The organism is Lentibacter algarum, from assembly GCF_018860975.1.
Lineage (GTDB): Bacteria > Pseudomonadota > Alphaproteobacteria > Rhodobacterales > Rhodobacteraceae > Lentibacter > Lentibacter algarum_A.
The window spans coordinates 358,940-377,227 of record NZ_JAHKQI010000005.1; the positions used below are offsets into that span (position 1 = coordinate 358,940).

16 protein-coding genes are annotated in these 18,288 nt (G+C 59.1%); 5 read left to right on the forward strand and 11 right to left on the reverse strand.

Annotated elements, in window-relative coordinates:
* Nucleotides 1–5 precede the first annotated feature (5 nt).
* On the reverse strand, nucleotides 6–2,423 hold the full coding sequence (gene hrpB / locus KO498_RS06070; protein WP_215958986.1) for an ATP-dependent helicase HrpB: 2,418 nt from the start codon (nucleotides 2,421–2,423) through the stop codon (nucleotides 6–8).
* Nucleotides 2,424–2,485: 62 nt separating this feature from the next.
* Between hrpB and meaB the strand changes: the two genes are divergently transcribed.
* Nucleotides 2,486–3,460, forward strand: coding sequence for a methylmalonyl Co-A mutase-associated GTPase MeaB (gene meaB, locus KO498_RS06075; RefSeq protein WP_215958987.1), 975 nt, complete (start codon nucleotides 2,486–2,488; stop codon nucleotides 3,458–3,460).
* A gap of 129 nt (nucleotides 3,461–3,589) precedes the next feature.
* The gene (gene hisD, locus KO498_RS06080; RefSeq protein ID WP_215958988.1) at nucleotides 3,590–4,882 is read left to right on the forward strand and encodes a histidinol dehydrogenase; all 1,293 of its coding nucleotides are present in this window, start codon (nucleotides 3,590–3,592) and stop codon (nucleotides 4,880–4,882) included.
* Here the strand turns inward: hisD and KO498_RS06085 are convergent.
* Nucleotides 4,879–5,229: a hypothetical protein gene (locus tag KO498_RS06085; RefSeq protein ID WP_215958989.1), complete on the reverse strand. Its 351-nt coding sequence runs from the start codon at nucleotides 5,227–5,229 to the stop codon at nucleotides 4,879–4,881. The genes hisD and KO498_RS06085 overlap by 4 nt on opposite strands.
* A 449-nt stretch (nucleotides 5,230–5,678) precedes the next feature.
* Nucleotides 5,679–6,977 (reverse strand): hypothetical protein, encoded by a 1,299-nt coding sequence (locus tag KO498_RS06090; protein ID WP_215958990.1) that lies wholly within the window; start codon nucleotides 6,975–6,977, stop codon nucleotides 5,679–5,681.
* 226 nt (nucleotides 6,978–7,203) lie between these two features.
* Here KO498_RS06090 and lepA point away from each other — a divergent pair, with 226 nt between their 5' ends.
* From lepA to KO498_RS06105, 3 genes are all read left to right on the forward strand, one after another.
* The gene (gene lepA / locus KO498_RS06095) at nucleotides 7,204–9,003 is read left to right on the forward strand and encodes a translation elongation factor 4 (RefSeq protein WP_215958991.1); all 1,800 of its coding nucleotides are present in this window, start codon (nucleotides 7,204–7,206) and stop codon (nucleotides 9,001–9,003) included.
* Nucleotides 9,004–10,047, forward strand: a complete 1,044-nt coding sequence (locus tag KO498_RS06100; protein WP_215958992.1) for a S1 family peptidase — start codon at nucleotides 9,004–9,006, stop codon at nucleotides 10,045–10,047.
* A 212-nt stretch (nucleotides 10,048–10,259) separates the two neighbouring features.
* Nucleotides 10,260–10,445: a CTP synthetase gene (locus KO498_RS06105; RefSeq protein ID WP_215958993.1), complete on the forward strand. Its 186-nt coding sequence runs from the start codon at nucleotides 10,260–10,262 to the stop codon at nucleotides 10,443–10,445.
* On the opposite strand, the gene KO498_RS06110 is transcribed toward KO498_RS06105, so the two are convergent.
* Genes KO498_RS06110 through KO498_RS06145 form a run of 8 tightly spaced genes read right to left on the reverse strand, consistent with a single transcriptional unit; the run spans nucleotide 10,430 to nucleotide 18,235 of the window.
* Nucleotides 10,430–11,173 (reverse strand): polysaccharide deacetylase family protein, encoded by a 744-nt coding sequence (locus KO498_RS06110; RefSeq protein WP_215958994.1) that lies wholly within the window; start codon nucleotides 11,171–11,173, stop codon nucleotides 10,430–10,432. The genes KO498_RS06105 and KO498_RS06110 overlap by 16 nt on opposite strands.
* Complete coding sequence (locus KO498_RS06115; RefSeq protein WP_215958995.1) at nucleotides 11,166–12,293, reverse strand: glycosyltransferase family protein; 1,128 nt, start codon at nucleotides 12,291–12,293, stop codon at nucleotides 11,166–11,168. The genes KO498_RS06110 and KO498_RS06115 overlap by 8 nt, the downstream gene beginning before the upstream one ends.
* Nucleotides 12,290–12,871 (reverse strand): histidine phosphatase family protein, encoded by a 582-nt coding sequence (locus tag KO498_RS06120; RefSeq protein WP_215958996.1) that lies wholly within the window; start codon nucleotides 12,869–12,871, stop codon nucleotides 12,290–12,292. The genes KO498_RS06115 and KO498_RS06120 overlap by 4 nt, the downstream gene beginning before the upstream one ends.
* A complete protein-coding gene (locus tag KO498_RS06125; RefSeq protein ID WP_215958997.1) occupies nucleotides 12,868–13,959 on the reverse strand; it encodes a glycosyltransferase family 4 protein in 1,092 nt (363 codons plus the stop codon). The genes KO498_RS06120 and KO498_RS06125 overlap by 4 nt, the downstream gene beginning before the upstream one ends.
* Entirely contained in the window at nucleotides 13,959–15,203 is a 1,245-nt protein-coding gene (locus tag KO498_RS06130) for a glycosyltransferase family 4 protein (protein WP_215958998.1), read from the reverse strand. Before KO498_RS06130 ends, KO498_RS06125 begins: the two co-directional genes overlap by 1 nt.
* Nucleotides 15,203–16,426, reverse strand: a complete 1,224-nt coding sequence (locus KO498_RS06135; RefSeq protein ID WP_252731293.1) for a glycosyltransferase family protein — start codon at nucleotides 16,424–16,426, stop codon at nucleotides 15,203–15,205. The genes KO498_RS06130 and KO498_RS06135 overlap by 1 nt, the downstream gene beginning before the upstream one ends.
* Before the next feature lie 17 nt (nucleotides 16,427–16,443).
* The gene (locus KO498_RS06140) at nucleotides 16,444–17,718 is read right to left on the reverse strand and encodes a nucleotide sugar dehydrogenase (RefSeq protein ID WP_215958999.1); all 1,275 of its coding nucleotides are present in this window, start codon (nucleotides 17,716–17,718) and stop codon (nucleotides 16,444–16,446) included.
* Nucleotides 17,719–17,743: 25 nt separating this feature from the next.
* Entirely contained in the window at nucleotides 17,744–18,235 is a 492-nt protein-coding gene (locus KO498_RS06145) for a class I SAM-dependent methyltransferase (protein WP_215959000.1), read from the reverse strand.
* Between the last annotated feature and the right edge of the window lie 53 nt (nucleotides 18,236–18,288).

The window sequence follows — 18,288 nt, forward strand, 5'->3', positions numbered from 1 at the left end:
TGCGCTTATTGGCGGCGTTTTACTCTCAGCGTCGGGTCGGCTTCACGCGGGTCTTCGGGCCAGGGGTGTTTGGGGTAGCGGCCGCGCATGTCTTTGCGCACATCTGCATAGGATGTCTCCCAAAAACCGGGGATATCCATCGTGGTTTGCACGGGGCGCTGGGCGGGAGATAGAAGCGTTACCAGCAGCGGTTTGCCGGCGACGTTAGGGTGCGTGCGTTGGCCGAACATTTCTTGAATGCGCAGAGATATTTCGGGGTGCTCGCCGGAATAGTCTATCGCGATCTGGCGGCCAAGCGGCGTGGTGAAATGCGCGGGTGTTTCGCGGGCGAGAAGCTGTTGTTGCGGGTAGTCCAACATCGCGAAGAGGGCTGGTTTTATGTCAAAACCCTTCCAGTGTTCGGCGGTTTTGATGCCGGTAAGGTAGGGTGCGAGCCAATCTTGCAGGCTGTCCAGCAGGGCGGTATCCGACATATCGGGAACCTCATGCCCCGCTGCGCGCACCAGCGCAACCCGGGCTTGCAAAAGGGCGGCAGCGCGGCTGGGTTTGAGGCCAAGCTCAAGGATGCCGTCACACATAGCGCTTGCGACAGCCTCGTCCGGGGCGTCTTTCCACATCCGGCTTTGCAGGGTGATCTGGCCAAAGCGCTCATCTTCGGTGGCAACAACACGGCGGTCGCGGCGTGACCATACGCAGGAGGTTTGCCAGCTGATGTCGTCGGCAAAGACCTCACGCAGTTCTGCTTCGCTAAACGCAATCGCTTGCCTTATGCGGGCCTCGCGGGGGTGGCCGTCGGTGTTTGTGACCACGAGCAATCGCTGGCCTGCGAGGGGGTCACTATCTGGCAAAAGCGCGCCTTTGCCACCAGAGAGCAGATAGCGCGGGGCGTCGCCAGCGCGGCGCAGGGCGATGCGGTCTGGGTAAGCAAGCGCGGCCATTTGTGCGGCGCTGAGCTGTTTGCCTGTTGAGGCTCGAGCGGTGAGGCGTTTGGCCTCTTGGCGCACTCGGGCCAGCGAGGCTTGGTGCAGTTGAAACGGCACAGATCGCGGGCTCTCAACAGCTTTGAGGCGCAAGCTCAAATCGCTCGGCGCACCGGTGAGGATGTCACGCTCGCTCAGCAATGCGGCCAGAGTTGCGGCGGGCTTGCCAGCCACGGTGAGCATATGCGCAAGGCGCGGGTGCACGGGCAAGGCGGCAAGGATGCGGCCATGTGGCGTGATGCGGCCTTGCTCCAATGCGCCAAGGGCCGTGAGCAGCGCGCGCGCCTCGGCAAGGGTGCCTTCGGGCGGAGGTGTCAGTAGGGGGAGCGCACCCTCGCCCCAGAGGGCCAGCTCAAGCGCGAAAGGGGCGAGGTCGGCAACTTCGATTTCGGCGGGGGCAAAAGCGGGCAGCGCGCCTTCCTCTCCCTTTGTCCAGAGGCGATAGCAGGTGCCCTCTGCGACACGCCCCGCGCGGCCTTGGCGCTGAGTGGCTTCGGCGCGGCTGGCCTTTTCGGTGACAAGGCGCGAGAGGCCCGAGCCTGCATCGTAACGGGCGCGCCGGGCGAGGCCCGCGTCAACAACAACACGGATGTCAGCGATGGTGAGGGAGGTTTCGGCGATGGACGTCGCGAGGACGATTTTGCGACCCTGTTTGGCCGGGCGTATGGCGGATTGCTGGTCTTTGAACGGCAGAGCACCGAAGAGCATATGCACAGTTGTGTCTTCAGGAACGCGGGTTTTAAGCCATGTCTCGGCGCGTCTGATTTCGCCCTCACCAGGGAGGAAGACAAGCACGCCGCCTGCTGTTTCCTTGAGGGCCGCAAGTGTATGCTCGGCGGTGACTTCCGCTATGCGCGCACCTTTGGGCAGGGGCTTGTCGAGCCATTTGGTTGTGACGTCGAAGGCGCGGCCCTCGGAGCGAATGATAGGCGCGTTGCCCATGAGGGCCGCTACAGGCGCGGTGTCGAGGGTTGCGGACATGACGAGCAGTTTGAGATCGTCGCGCAGGGCCTCGGAGACCTCCAAGCAGAGGGCGAGGCCGAGGTCGGCGTTGAGCGAGCGTTCATGGAACTCGTCAAAGATCACCATGCTGATACCAGCAAGCTCGGGGTCGTCTTGCAACATGCGCGTCAGGATGCCTTCGGTGAGCACTTCGATGCGGGTGTTTTTGCCAACTCGGCTTTCACCACGCACGCGGTAGCCGACGGTTTGGCCGACTTCTTCACCCAAGGTTGCCGCCATGCGCTCGGCGGCGGTGCGTGCGGCGAGGCGGCGGGGCTCGAGCATCAGGATGCGCCCTGTGGCGCAGCCTGCCTCTAGCAGAGCCAGCGGAACGACAGTGGTTTTGCCCGCCCCCGGAGGCGCTTCAAGCACGGCGCGACTGCCTGCTTTGAAAGCAGAAACCAGCGCGGGCAGGGCATCATTGATCGGCAAGTTCGACATGGCCTCCTTTGGAGCACGGCGCGGGCTGGACAATCAAGCGGCAAAGAGGGCATTACTTTTGCATGGATATTAAGACGGTAGCTGACAAGATCATTGCAGGCGACAGGCGGGCTTTGGCGCGGGCGATTACGCTGGTTGAAAGCGGGCGGAGCGACCACCGCGAGCAGGCACAGGCACTGCTTGAGGCTGTTAAAGGGGCCGGGCGGCAGGCGGTGCGCATCGGCCTGTCGGGAACGCCGGGAGTTGGCAAGTCAACTTTCATCGAAAGCTTTGGCTGTATGCTGACGGCGGCTGGCTTGCGGGTTGCTGTGCTGGCGGTTGATCCGAGTTCAAACCGCTCGGGTGGTTCGATCTTGGGCGACAAGACCCGTATGGAGCGGCTGAGCCGTGATCCGCTGGCGTATATACGGCCCTCACCGAGCCAATCGCAGCTTGGCGGCGTGGCGCGGCGCTCGCGTGAGGCTGTGGCGCTTTGCGAGGCGGCGGGCTTTGACATTGTGCTGATCGAGACGGTTGGCGTTGGGCAGTCAGAGACAATGGTGGCCGAGATGGCCGACTTGTTTGTGCTCTTGCTTGCACCTGCGGGCGGGGACGAGTTACAAGGCGTCAAGCGCGGCATCATGGAGATGGCCGATCTGATCTTTGTGAACAAAGCTGACGGTGATCTGAAGTCAGCGGCGATGCGCACCTGTGCCGACTATGCAGGTGCTTTGCGGCTGCTGAGGAAGCGCCCGCAAGACCCTGAAACCTTCCCCAAGGCGATGACGGTATCGGCGCTTGAAGAAGAGGGGCTTTCCAAGGCTTGGGCAACCATGCAGGAGCTGGTTGACTGGCGGCGCGCGAACGGGTTTTTTGCCGGAACACGGGCGCAGCAAGCACGCTACTGGTTTGATCAGGACGTGCGTCAGGGGCTGCTTGGCAAGCTGGACACTGGCGAGATCCCTGAGCTGATGAACCGACTCGGCGAGGCCGTCGCTACAGGGGAGATAACCCCCTCGGCCGCCGCGGCGCAGGCTTTGGCGAAGTTGTCTGAATAGCGGCCTTCGTTCGGAAAGGCTGAAGGCTGGTTTTTGGGCAGAGAAAAACGCGGGGCAGCTGCCACATTTTCGCTTGATCTGACACCAACGTGAGCGCTCATCTGTCACTCTGTGACAGGAGTGAGTCCGATGGCGATCCGGTATCTTAAACAAGCGCGCGAGGCGGCTGAATTTGCCGAGCAAGACGTGTCTGACACCGTTGCGGTTATGCTGGCGCGCATCAAGTCAGGTGGTGAGGCCGTGGCGCTTGAGTATGCCAGCAAGCTTGACGGCTGGGATGCGCCCGTTGAAGTCAGCGAGACTGATATCGCCAAGGCTGTGCGTCAGGTTCCGGAAGCGCTCAGGGATGATATCAGATGGGCGTATGAGAACATCAAGCGATTTGCTCAGGCACAACTTGCGACTGTGAGCGAGATGGAAGTGGAGCTGCGCCCGGGGTTGTTTGCGGGGCAAAAGCTTATCCCTGTGAGCAGTGTCGGGGCCTATGTGCCGGGTGGGCGCTATGCGCATATTGCCTCTGCTTTGATGACGATCACCACGGCCAAGGTTGCGGGTGTGCAGCATGTAACGGCCTGCTCGCCGCCCAAGGCCGGGCAGGGTATTCACCCCGCTATCTTGTTTGCGATGCAACTTGCGGGCGCCGACAAGATACTGGCCATTGGCGGTGTTCAAGGCATTGCGGCGATGGCTGAAGGCCTGTTTGAAACTCCCTCTGCCGACATTCTCATCGGGCCGGGCAATGCCTATGTTGCCGAGGCCAAGCGGCAGATGTTCGGCCCTGTCGGGATTGATATGTTTGCGGGGCCAACCGACAGCATGGTTGTTGCTGACAACACGGCCGATGCGCTGACCGTGGCGTGGGACTTGGTGTCTCAGGCGGAGCACGGGCATAACTCGCCGGTGTGGTTGGTGACGGACAACGAGGCTTTGGCGCGCAATGTAATGGCGCTGGTGCCGGGTTGCATTGCCGAGTTACCGGAGCTGAACCGCGCGGCTGCCACCGCGGCTTGGCGCGACTTGGGCGAAGTTATTGTTTGTGACAACCACGTAGAAGTTGCCGAGGTTGCCAACCGCTACGGCCCCGAGCACCTGCACGTGCAAGCGGCTGACCTGGACTGGTGGCAGGGTGCTTTGACAAGTTACGGCTCGTTGTTTCTGGGCGCAGATACGACGGTTAGCTTCGGGGATAAAGCCGCGGGGCCAAACCACACTTTGCCGACGTCCGGCGCGGCGCGCTATACGGGTGGGCTGAGTGTGCATAAGTTTTTGAAAGTGGTGACGTATCAACGCGCCGAGAGCGAAGTTTTGCCCGATATTGCCCGCGTTACAGCGAACATCTCACGGCACGAGGGCATGGAAGGCCATGCGCGCGCAGCGGATTTGCGGCTTAGGCAACCGCAGTCAAAACTCAAGCTGGCTTAACCGCAAAGCTCTTGTGATGTCTGGCCGTATTCTTTGTATTTCAACCAGAAGCGCTCGTGGTTTGCGTTGTCAGACTGGCGCATGTCCTGCGATCTTTGCGGGTCTTTGTAGAACGACGCGGCGATGGCTTGGTCACGGCTTGAGAGGCTGAGGTTGGCAACTGCTTGAACACAGCCGCAGAGCTCGCGAGAGCGGGCCTTTCTGTCGGAGGCCATGCAGGCTTTCGAGATCGGGCCAGTGGCGAAGCTCTTTGCGGGGCTGCGTGCCGTGCTGGAGGCCGATTTGTAGCCGTTGCCGCCGCATGCGGTGAGGGCTGATATGGCCAGAAGGGCGAAAAACTTGTTCATGATACTGCTCTCGTTTTGGGGCTTGCTGCCCTTTGGCGCGAATATGCCGGAAGTCGCGCTGGTTTTCAATGCGAGAGGTTTGCTGGCGGCAAAACATGGGCGGGTTAACGCTTTGTTAACCGCAGCGCACTGTGTGGTTAACGCCGCTGGACGCGAAGGAAAGTGGCGTGTTTAAGCTGTGCAGCTTTGTATGCATACCGCAGTGCATATACCAGTATGCACAGGTTTTTGGGGTAAAGGTTAACACAAATTAAGTTAATGGGGCGTTCGGTAGGGCGTGCTGGCGCGTATCGTTGGGCCGTGGTGCGGCGATCAGAGGGTCGTGACTGGCAGTTTATTGTGGCCAAGCCTGTGTGCCTTCTATGAGTTGCACCAAGCTGAGCCAAATCGCCGTGCCGTGGGGCGGCCCAGCGATACGCGGCGGCCTGCGGCCTTGATTCCGCGCTGGGTTAGGTGTCGGTTGTTCTTGGTAAGGCTGGCGTAGTTTGGACGTCGACCGCTGGCTCGGCGTTTTGCATACCTTCTAAATAGCCACGCAAATTCTCAAGCGTGATGTCGCTCGGTGGCAGACCTAAGAAATGGCATGTGCCCAAGCCTAGCGCGCCCAAGAACCAAGCGGAGCCAATCGTTTTCCCGAAGGACTCGATAGCTGCGACTTTGAAGCGGCCATTGAGTGTCTTCTCCTTGGCGGTTTTCAAAGCCGCTTCCAGCTGTGCAACTTTCTCGTTGAGTGCTTCGATTTGAGCGAGGAGTGCTTTTTCTTTCTCGCTCTGATCAAGTTGGCTTGCAGTGGTCGTGGCTATAGCTTTGAAAAGATCAGGCAGCGCTTCTAGATGTTCAAGCTCATCGGGTAAGCAATTGGCTGGAGCGTTGGTTTTGTATTCGCTTATAACCCGCTCGATTGCCTCGGCAGTGCCAATTGCGGTAAGCTCGGTGTTCTGTGGCGATTGGAGCAGCTTTTGAACGTGTTGGATGAGAGATTTTTTCTCTAACTCAGGAACCGATTCTGGGCGCTGGGCTTGTTGCTCGCGGGCGAATTTATCTTGAATTTTCTTGATCTCTTTGGCGATATGCTCGGGGCCTTGCTCCCAGTGTTCATCGGGGATGAGGGCGACGCGGCGTTGGAGTTCCCAGTCGAGGGGGTTGCCTGTGAGGAGGCCGTCATACCACTCGCGCCAGAAGGCGTATTCTGGAGCCTCAGCGAAGATGTTGTGCTGGCCTTCAAGTGCGGATTGCATCCAGTCGGGTAGAGTTGGTTCGGGCCAGATAGGGAGCATGAACAGCTCTGTGAGGGGCTGTTCGGTGTCTGCGTAAGCGGCGGAACGGGCGGCGGAATCGGCGGCGGAACGGGCGGAAGCGGCGGCGGAACGGGCGGAAGCGGCGGCGGAAAGGGCGGAAGCGGCGGCGGAAAGGGTGGAATCGGCGGCGGAAAGGGCGGAAAGGGCGAAATCGGCGGCGAAATCGGCGGCGAAATCGGCGGCGGAAGCGGCGGAAAGGGCGGCGGAATTGGCGAAATCGGCGGCGGAAAAGGCGGAATTGGCGAAATCGGCGGCGGAAAGGGCGGAAAGGGCGGATTCGGCGGTGGAACGGATGGAAAGGGCGGCGGAACGGGCGGCTGAATCGGTTTCAGGGGTTGGCGCATTGCCAGCAACCCCTGAAACCAAGATTGCACGTGCTTTCAAGAATGCAAGTTTTTTAAACTTGTCTGAGGGCACGCTCTTTCTGGAATGTGTTACTACGGGAAGCACGCGTGCTGCTGCGCGCATCGCTATGACAACGCAGACGTCTTGAGGCTGTGTTTCTAGCCATGCTATAAACTCTTCTTCATTGGTAACCGTCAACTGCTCGCCTCACTCGTATTAGGTTAGGTTAGAAGCGCTTTGAAGTGTGTGCAAGGCTAAGGCGACGGGCTTTGTATTGCTGGAGAAGCATCCCACCTTGACCAACCCCCATTTCCCAATCATATCCCCATACATGACAGACCTTACACATATCCGCAATTTCTCGATCGTGGCGCATATTGACCACGGGAAATCCACGCTGGCTGATCGGCTCATTCAGGAGACGAACACTGTTGCCACGCGCGACATGAAAGAGCAGATGCTCGACAGCATGGATATCGAGCGCGAGCGCGGGATTACCATTAAGGCGAACACTGTGCGCATTGAGTATACGGCGCAAAACGGTGAGGACTATGTTCTCAACCTGATCGACACGCCCGGCCATGTTGACTTTGCTTATGAGGTGTCCCGCTCGATGCGCGCTGTTGAGGGCTCGCTGCTTGTTGTTGACTCCACCCAAGGTGTTGAGGCGCAGACGCTGGCGAACGTGTATCAGGCGATTGAGGCTGACCACGAGATCGTGCCTGTGCTCAACAAGATCGACCTGCCCGCAACCGACTGTGACCGCGTGGCAGAGCAGATCGAAGATGTGATCGGGATTGATGCATCGGGGGCAATTCGTGTGAGCGCGAAAACCGGTGAGGGCATTACCGAAACGCTTGAGGCGATTGTGACGCAGCTGCCTGCGCCGACGGGTGACCGCGATGCGCCGCTGAAAGCGATGCTGGTTGATAGCTGGTATGATGCTTACCTCGGCGTGATCGTCCTTGTGCGGATCATGGACGGGGTTCTCAAGAAGGGTGATATGATCACCATGATGCAGACCGGCTCAAAGCACAGCGTTGATCGCATTGGTGTGTTCCGGCCCGAGATGGAAGTTGTGGAAGAGCTTGGGCCTGGGGAGATCGGGTTTTTGACGGCGAGCATCAAGCAGGTGCGCGACACGAAAGTGGGCGATACGATCACCCATGACAAGAAGGGCTGTGAGGTGCCGCTGCCGGGCTTTAAGCCCTCGGTGCCTGTGGTGTTCTGCGGCTTGTTCCCCGTTGACAGTGCCGAGTTTGAAGACCTGCGCGATGCGATTGAGAAGCTCTCGCTGAATGACGCCAGCTTTAGCTCCGAGATGGAAACCTCGGCCGCGCTGGGCTTTGGCTTTCGCTGTGGCTTCCTTGGGCTGTTGCACCTCGAGGTTATCCGTGACCGGATTGAACGCGAGTATGACATTGAGCTGATCACCACGGCGCCGAGCGTGATCTACCATGTTTACATGAAAGACGGCGAGATGCAGGAGCTGCACAACCCCGCCGACATGCCTGACCTGACGTTTGTTGACCACTTGGAGGAGCCGCGCATCAAGGCGACTATTTTGGTGCCTGACGATTACTTGGGTGATGTTCTCAAGCTCTGCCAAGACCGCCGCGGTATCCAGATGGAGCTGACGTATGCGGGCACGCGGGCGATGGTTGTCTATGACTTGCCGCTCAATGAGGTGGTGTTTGATTTCTATGATCGGCTCAAGTCGGTGACCAAGGGCTATGCGAGCTTTGACTATCAGATGATGGGCTACCGACAGGATCAGCTGGTCAAGATGTCGATTTTGGTGAACGACGAACCTGTGGATGCCCTGAGCACCATGGTGCACCGCGACCGCGCCGATATGCGGGGCCGTGCGATGGTTGAGAAGCTCAAGGATCTGATCCCACGGCACATGTTCAAGATCCCGATCCAGGCGGCTATTGGCGGCAAGGTTATTGCCCGCGAGACGTTGAGCGCCATGCGCAAAGACGTGACGGCGAAGTGCTACGGCGGGGATGCTTCACGCAAGCGCAAACTGCTGGACAAGCAGAAAGCCGGTAAGAAGAAAATGCGCCAGTTCGGGAAAGTGGATATCCCTCAGGAAGCGTTTATCTCGGCGTTGAAGATGGATGGGTGAATGATTGAGGGTGTACTTCGTAAGGTCATAAGAGAGCATGCTGATGCTTTTGCAGCAACCATTGAACTCTTTTACCATGAGCCTGAGAAGTTTGTTTCGTATGTTCCAAATGCAAATGATCACCTGACAGGTAAAATAATACATCCGGCCGATGGTGTAACCACGACATATATTACGATCTCGCAGTTTTGTGCAGTATTGGAAGCTCATCATGGAGAGAAGATTGCTCCCGTTTTGCTTGTCGAGTTCGGATTTGGGCGCTTGGAAGAAACGTTGGGGTTACGAAGGGTGTTGCACCAAGGAAAGGTAGCATTTCAGCTAAATACTCAACTGCTTAAAAATACAGTAGAGGCAGGAACAATAGCGGCTGTCTCTTTTGGATACCGTTACTTCACAGACAAACTAGATGCTAGTGTCGCCGAAATTTGCATAAAAGATGGAAGTGGCGACTTATTCACGGGATCGGGTGTTGCGGTTCAAGGAGGAGGCTTTCTGAACATAACGCGCCTTTTCACATGTAAGCATAATCTCTATTCCCAGTCGGGCGAACGACACAATATTGAATCGATCACAATTGCCGGGGAAGTTTACTCTGCGGTTAATGTTTTTGTTTTGGATCGAGTTGACATCTGTGTCGTTGTTTTGGACGATTACTCTGGTGTAAAAGCTCTGCCTACTACCAAAGCTCACCTTCTTGAAAAAGTTGTTTCAGCTGGTTATCCAAGAGTCCGACTAACAGAAAAGAGCCCGTTGCTTTGCCATCGAGGTGAAATCAACGGCTTCATGGGAACCTTGGAAGATGGTGACCGAATTATTCTGGTTTCTTGTGAGGTCGCTCCAGGAAATAGCGGTGGGCCATTGTTAAATGAATATGGTGCGGTCATCGGTATTATCCATGAAAAGGTCGAGACTTCTAGTGTGGAAGGAATGGCGAGTTATTCGTGTGGAATTCCGATGGAACAGATTTACGCAGAATTTGAGAAACAAAACTACACACAGGACTATATCGGACGAAGTTCGTCAAACGCGGAATCAAGGCCGTAGGCCGCCGCGCATCGCCAGACCGTCCCTTGGGCTGGCGATTGGGTGAGGGCAGTGCCACGCCGATAGGGTTTTCGGAGTTTGCGAGATAAAGTGGCGGTCACTTAAGTTGGGTCGCCTGCCCACGGTCTGGCGGTGCGCGGCTTCTGACCTAGATCAAAGTTGTGCTGGATATCCCAAGGTAAAAGCCCCTCAACACACCGAGAGGAAATCACATGCTTCGTATGGCGCTTATATTTCATTTGTTCATCGGCAGCACCTTGGCTGGCATCGGGGTTATTGCGGCGTTGGTGAGTGGGTATGACACGCTCGTGCCGATCTTGATTGCGGCGCTTATCGGGTTTGTTGTTTCGTTTCCGGTGACGTGGCTTGTGGCCAAGGCGGTTTACGAGAACGGGTGAACGGCCTCAACCGGGCCTGCCATGAGCACGTCAAGAAACGCCTCGACGGTGTGCCAGATATCAGCGGTATGCACGAGGTGATGGGTGAGCAGGCCGAGGGGCTCGGTGCTGTCATCTTTACCCATGCGGCGGGCTTGCAGGAGGGCGGCGGCTGACTGTGCGAACTGTGCGGGGGGCACGGTGTCGCGGGTGCCGCGCCAGTCGATCGGATCAAGATGCGTGTTGACGATGTGCAGGCCTTCAGGGGTTGTGGCCGTGCTGCGCGGGGTGAATGTCGAGATCGCTTCATAGCCGAGCGTGGGGAGTTCAGCGGTGAGGTCATCTGCGATGCGGTTCCATGGCGGCACGAAAACATCATAGGCATTGGCACCGAACCCGGCCTGCAATATGTCGCGGCCATCGCGGGCTTCTTGTTGGCGGACAGCGAGCGGGCGGTCGCCGCCGAACTCACATTTCTTGCCTGAAAGCGCGTGATTTTTATGCGCCCAACCGTGGGTGAGCACTTTGAAGGTGTCGCTGGTGTTGACGGCTTGCACGAGGCTTTCTTCAAGCAGCGAGGGGATCACGGCGATGTGCACGGGCATGGCGTGTGAGCGCGCCAATGCACCGAGGCGCTCAAGGGCGGGCGTTGCGGCGATTGCGTCGTCGTCGCGCCACCAGAACGGCAGGCTCAACCCTTCGGCTTGCCAGATCTTGAGCTCTGCTTTCAGGTCTTGCCAGTCAGACATCGTGCTGTCCTTTCAGGGTTCCTAGCAGGCGCACGGCTTCGGACACGCCGCTGAAGTTGATGCCGGTAGTGGCGCGCGGAGGGGCAGCGAGAGAAGTGTCCAGCGCCGCGACAAGGGCTTCAGCTGCGAGCTGGGCCGAGGGCAAAACCGTGAAGCCGCCCAATGCTGTGAGGCCCTGTGCCCGCAGGCTTTGCTCGGTTTCTCCGCCGTCGTCAAAAGGCACAATGACGGCGGGTGTGCCGGTTTGAAGCAGGTCCATGCAAGTGTTGTAGCCACACATGCTGACCGAAGCCGAGGCGTTCGCCAGCAGGGTTCGGAAGTCGGCGCGGTTCGGCTCGGCTATCAGGTTGTCGGGGGCGTCTTGCATGAGGTGAGCGCAGAAGCTGGCGGCGTCACTGCCGCCGACCAGAAGCCGCCATGTGAGCGGGCTGATACGGGCAGCGGCGGCGGCGGTTTTGTAAAGTTCACGGCCGACCGCGCCACCGCCAGCGCTGACAAGCACTTCGTTTGTCGGGGTTGTTTTGACGGGCGGTGCGGGTGCGATAAACCCGGTGTATCGCAGTTTATGTTGCCAGGCCGGATCAACCGGCCAGCTCAGCTCGAGCGGCACGACGGCCTCGTCGGAGTGGACAAAGACACTGTCATATTTGGCCAGTGCCTCGGTTGTTTTGCGTGCCTTTTTGGCAGAGGAAGGCGGCGCGAGGATGTCGCGTATCGAGCAGGCGATGCGCGCCTCGGGGTTTGCTTTTTTGGCGGCGTCGATGATCGCGTTGAACTCGCTCGCGAGTTGCCGGCGGCCGAAGGGGTAGAGCTCGGTGATCACCACATCCGGGCGAAATGTGCCCGTGAGGCGGGCGGCTTCATGCTGTCGCGCAGTGCGCCACGCCTCGGTTATGGGCTGTTGGCTGTCATTGAGCAGGGTGCTGAAGTCAAGCCCGTCAGAGCGCACCGGGGGCAGTTGGGCGAGGGTGAGATCGGAGGTGTCGATATGCGGCGCGGGGAAGCCGCCTGACATGAGCAGAACCTCGTGGCCAGCCTGTGAGAAGCCACGCGCCAGAACAGCGGCACGGGTTAGGTGCCCTGCTCCGAGAAGATGCGTTACGACGACGAGAACTCTCATGAGCGCTTCGGCAGGCGAACAACGAGTGGATCGGCGGGCTGCAAGCTGCCCTTGTTAAGTTCGAGCACAAACAGCCGGTTTCGCTTGACGGTGAAGGGCGGCTCACCGGTAAAGTTCCAGCCGAAGGCTTGCCCGAGGACAACCCGCATGATGCCGATATGGCAGACAGCGAGTGTGTCGGTGGTGAGGCCAAGCACCCAAGGCATGACGCGCGCGCGTACGTCTGCGAGGCTCTCGCCTTGAGGTGGGCGAAAGCCCCAGCCCCACTCTTCAATGTGGCGATAACCTGAAGACGGGTCACGGCCGAGCTCTGCGGTTTTGAGGCCTTCCCAATCGCCCCAGTTCATTTCGGTGAGGGCGGGGATTGTGACCGGCTCACCGGCAAGGATGCCTGCGGTTTCGGTGGCGCGTTTGAGCGGGCTGGAGACGATTTGCGCCGCGTGCCATTCAGCGGGTAGGGAAAACCCGGACAGGTCTTCCTTGGCTTGCTGGTCGAGTGCGATATCGGTGCGGCCCTGAATTTGACCAGCGCGGTTCCACGGGGTGTGACCGTGGCGGATGAGAGCGATGCGGATCATGGTTGCGTGTCCAGTAGCGTGTCGAGTGCGGCCCAGATCGTGCGGCGGGCCGCGGGCAAAAGGTGATGTGCTACAACCTTATCACGAGCGGCTTGCTGCGCGGCAACCAGTTTGTCGGGATTGAGCATCAGCTCGGTGATTTTGTCGGCGTAGAGTTGAGGGCTGTCGGGGGGTGTCAGGCCCGAAGGTTCAACCACTTCGCGCACGCCGCTGCGGTGTTCGGCGACGACGGCAAGCCCTTGCGCCTGTGCCTCAATATAGCTCATGCCAAAGGCTTCATCGATGCCGGGCCAAAGGAAGAGCGCGTGCCGTGAGAGCTCATGCTCGATCTGGTCGGGTGGCAACATGCTTTTGTAGGTGATCTTGCTGCCGAAGGGCGCGAAGGCTTGTTTAACGGCCGCCTCTTCGGTGCCTGTGCCGATGATGGTGAGTGTCCAATCGGGCGCTTTGATCAGCGGCAGGGTTTCAGACAGACGCAGGTAGGAGGCGAGCTTGTTTGCGGGGCGCATCATTGCCATAGTCACGAGCTTGTTTGAAGGCGCGGCAGGCTTTGCAGGCGGGAGCGATTGCCGAGGAAGAAAGGGCCGCAGGTGCACCAGTTGTTGCCCTTGCGTGCGGGCGGCCAGCAGTTGCTCGGCGTCGTGCTCGGTAAAGTAGAAGTGCAGCGCTGCATGGTCGCTGGCGGTTTGTGCGGCTTGCTCGAAAGCGGCCCAAGGCCCCACGAGGCGTTTGGGTGCGCGTGACGCTTCAATCAATACATAGGGGATGCCAAGTGCGCGGCTGACGGCAGGGCCGATCAAGTCGGGTGCTTTGTAGTAGTTGTGATAGGTCACCCAAAGCGGCCAGCCGTTTTCGCGGCCCAAAGGGACGAGCCGCGCGACTTCCGCCTCGGCTTGCTTGCGGAGCTTGGCCTGCGCTGTGGCCTGTCCGTGTTTTTCATAGCTGCGCAGAGACGAGGCGAGTGTGGCTTGAACCCCGCGATCGCTGTCGCTGAGGATGGTCAACAAACTGCGTGCGATTTGCCTATCGCCAGAGGGTGTCGGGTGATCCGGGGATTTGAGCGGCGCATAAAACGGAAGCTGGCGCATTATGGCCTCCGGTTTATCAACTGCGTCAAACGTTGGTAGAGAGTGTCGATACCCGGTTGCATGGCAAATTCGTCGAGCAAGCGCCGGTAGGCGTTGTCCGCAAGTTTCATTCGCAGAGCGCCGTCGCTGGCCAGCGTGTTGAGCGCTTGTGCCAAGGCTTCAGGCGTGTCGGAGCTGAGGATACCGTGGGTGCCTGTGTCGATAAACTCGGGGATCGCGGAGACGGATGTCGAGAGGATCGCGAGCTTTTGCGAGGCGGCTTCCATGAGCACATTGGGCAGGCCGTCGCGGTCGCCGTCTTCAGCGATGCGGCTGGGCAGAGCGAAGATGTCGGCGTTGCGCATGGCGTCAATGACAAAGGGCTGATCCTGCGCGCCATGCCATGTGATTTTGTCAGCAATGCCTGCGGCCTCGGCCTGCGCTTCCAGCTTGCCAGACAGCGTGCCGCCGCCGATGTGATGCCAGTGCCACTGCACGCTTTCGGGCAGCAGAGCGAGGGCCTCGATGAGGTTGTCGAAACCCTTCTTCTCGACCAGACGCCCGACAGACAGAATGTTGCATGTTTCAGTTCCGGCCGAGCGCTCGGGCGGCGGCGGAAAGCGCGCCATGTCGAGGCCGTGATAGATGAGCATTACGCGCTCGGGCGTGTCGGCAAGCGCGCGCAGGTGATCAGCACCGACGCCTGTGCATGTCGCCAGGAACGCCGCGCCCTCGGTGCTGGCTTGCAGCTTCTCGCGCAGCTCCCATTCGGGCGATGTCCAGATATCTTTTGCGTGCGCCGAAACAGCCCAGGGAATGCCCCGCATGATAGCGGCATAGCGCGTGACAGAGGCGGGTGTGTGCAGGAAGTGCGCATAGAGCGCTTCGGTTTCGGCGGGCAACTCGCGGGCCATGACGCAGGCCTGCCCGAAGCGACGGATGCGGTTGCGGGTTTTGTCGCGGCGCAAGTCACCCAGCCAGATTGCCAAAGCGCGGTAAAAGCGCGGGCGCACCAAGTTACGCAACACGCCAAGGGCCGTGCGCAGGGGGGATTTGCTTAGATATTCAGGCAGATACACAAGTTTGCCGGTGAACTGATCATGTAGCGGGTGGGTTTTGGTGTCGGTCGGGTGACGCAGTGACCAGATGTCAAAGTCAAGCCCGGCGCGCTGTAGGGCGACAAGCTCTTGGGCGATGAATGTTTCGGAGAGGCGCGGCCAGCCTTTAACCACCACTGCGACTTTTGCGGCACCTTTAGGGGGCATTATTCGGCACGCTCAAGCAGGGTGGGGATGTGGACGCTGACCCGCTCTGTCACGGTGTCCAGCCCGCCGAGAAGGCCAGAAAGCTGCCCTTCGGATGGCGGCTTTTGAGCCGGTAATGCGCGGATGGCGGTGATCATGTTTTCAACGGTTAGCTGGTTTTCTGTCGGGTCGAGCATACGGATGAGGCCCAGCTCCTCGGCGCGGCTGGCGCGGATGAACTGCTCTTTGCGAGGAAAGACCCGCGGCACGATGATTGCGGGTTTGTTGAATGACAAGATTTCGCAAAAGGTGTTGTAACCCCCCATCGAGACGACGCCCTCGGCTCCGGCAAACAGGTTTTCGATCTGGCTTTCGAACCCGACGGCACGGACACGGCCTTTAAGCTGCTCGATGCGCTGCTCGAAGTCTTCACGGGTTTGACCGGACAGGAAAGGCCCGTAAACCAACACGGCTTTCGGTGACAGCTCCGGATCTTGCTCATAGGCCGAGAGCAGCAGATCAACCATGAAGGCACCGTCGCCGCCTCCTCCGGGTGTGACGAGAATGTAGGGCTCGTCTTCAGGTTCGGTCACGGTGCCGATCTCGCGGTGGATGTAGCCCGTCCAATGCATACGCGCGCGCAGGCGATCTGACAGGGCCAATCCTGCACAGGGATCGTAGATTTCTTTGAGGCCGTAGACCCAGACCTCGTCGTAATATTTTTCGGCAGCGTCGAGTGCGCCTTTGCGCTCCCACTCGTCGGCGAGCACATCGGGGCTGTCGAGCACATCGCGCAGCCCGAGGATGAGCTTTGTGTCGGTGTGCTCCTTGAGCCAGTCGAGCGATGGCAGAAGCTCGCCTCGAAAGCCTGTCGGCTCTTTGTCAACGATCAGCAGATCGGGGGCGAAATTCTCGACCGTGGCTTTGATGATGCCCGAGCGCAGGGCTGTCGTGTCGTCGATATCAAGGCCAAGGGCTTGCGAGACATAATGCCCCTCGGCATTTTTGGTGACTCCGGGCAGGCGAATATGATCGACCCGATCAGGAAAGGCAAAGCGCCCTGCGACGGGAGAACCGGTGAGGATAAGTGCGGAAACCGAGCTGTAAGACTGGGTGATCGCCGAGGCCAGCGCGCGTGACCGGCGCAAGTGTCCGAGCCCGAAGGTGTCGTGGCTGTAAAACAGGACTTTGGGTGGGCTTTCGCCTTCGGAAGTCACAGGTGGTGTATGTGTCGTATCTTCCAAGGCAGTCACTCGGTTTGTCAAAGTCTTAAGTCAGTTTTTGACTTATCAAAGATTCCCTTGATGTCATACACAATTCCCTTCGGGCCGGTGAGCGCGCGCACGGCATCAGCACCCAGCTTGACGAACTGCTTATGCGCAACGGCCAGTATAACGGCATCATATCCGCCTTTTGGCAGGTCTGGCAGGGGCTCGTAACCGTAGTGCTCGAAAATGGCGTCAGCACTGGCGCGCGGGTCGTAGATGTCGGTTTTTACCGAGTAGGAGTTGAGCTCGTCGACAATATCGGCGACGCGGGTGTTGCGGATATCGGCGCAATCTTCCTTGAAGGTAAAGCCAAGCACCAGCACTTTGCTGTTTTTGAGGTCGCGGCCCTGACCGACAAGTTCTTTAACAAGCGTGCGGGCAATATGCTGGCCCATCTTGTCGTTGATGCGGCGTCCGGCGAGAATGACCTCGGGGTGATAGCCCAGTTGCTGCGCGCGGTAGGTGAGGTAGTAAGGATCAACGCCGATGCAATGCCCGCCAACGAGACCGGGCCGGAACGGCAGGAAATTCCATTTGGTGCCAGCGGCTTCGAGCACTTCTAGTGTGTCGAGCCCCATGCGCTCAAATATCAGCGAGAACTCGTTAACCAGAGCGATGTTGAGGTCACGCTGGGTGTTTTCAATGATCTTTGCGGCTTCGGCTGTTTTGATAGAAGACGCGCGGTGCAGGCCGCCTGTTGCAACCGGCGCATAGAGGGCTTCGACGCGGTCAAGGGTTTCGGCGTCTTGCGCGGCGATCACTTTGACCACCTGTGCAAGCGAGTGCATGGCATCGCCGGGGTTGATACGCTCGGGCGAATAGCCAAGCGCAAAGTCGGGGCCGGCTTTCAACCCGCTCAGGCGCTCGAGCTCGGGGCCGCACACCTCTTCCGTCACACCGGGGTAGACTGTCGACTCGAGCACCACGAGATCACCCTTTTTGAGGGCGGGGCCGATCGCCGCACAGGCCGAAAGCACTGCGCCGAGGTCAGGTTTTTTGGCTTTGGTGACAGGGGTTGGCACGGCGATCACAAAGATCGTGGCGCTGCTGATTGCGGCAGGATCGGCGGAGAAGATCGTGTTGTTGCCAGAAAGCCGCTCGCTTGGCACTTCGCCGTTGGGATCGGTGCCGGCGTTGAGGGCATCAACCAGCTTTTCGTTGACGTCATAACCGACGACCGGCAGGCCTGTTTCGGCAATTGCGAGTGCAAGCGGTAGGCCCACATAGCCCATTCCGAGCACGGCAATGCTTTCGTTTGATAGTGTCATTCAGCCGTTCCTTTATGCGCGCTGCTTAGCTTACGCGCTGGTAAATAAAGCACCGACCGTCAACTGCGCCTTCGGGAAGGGGCAGCTCTTTGAGGGCTGAAAAATACATCTTGTCGCTGGAAACGACAATACCGCCGACAGCAAGAACCGGCTCGATCAGCGGCGAGACAAGCCGCGCGAAAGTGTCGTTCTTTTCAAGGTTGTGACCGCCCAGGTCGGCATGGGCAAAGCGCACAGTAGGGCCAAAGCGCTCTAGCGACTTTGGCAAGGTGTCGCGCACGTCGCCAAGCACGACCATCTCTGGATCAGGTGTCGAGGCTGGGTTTGATTCGACCGCGCGTTCGAAGACAAAGACGTTTTCAGCGCCGGCTTTTTCACGCAGGTGATCATAGGTGCGGCCATTGCCGAGGCCAAGTTCAAAGACAGGGCCGGAAAGGCGGGCGGTTTCGGCGAGTGCAAAGTCAATGCAAGCGCGCTGGGAAACCATACGGTTGATGAAAATATCAAGTCTGCTCATGGGCTCATCCTTTGGGTCTTGCGTCTACTGCCTTATACGGCGGAGGGAAAACA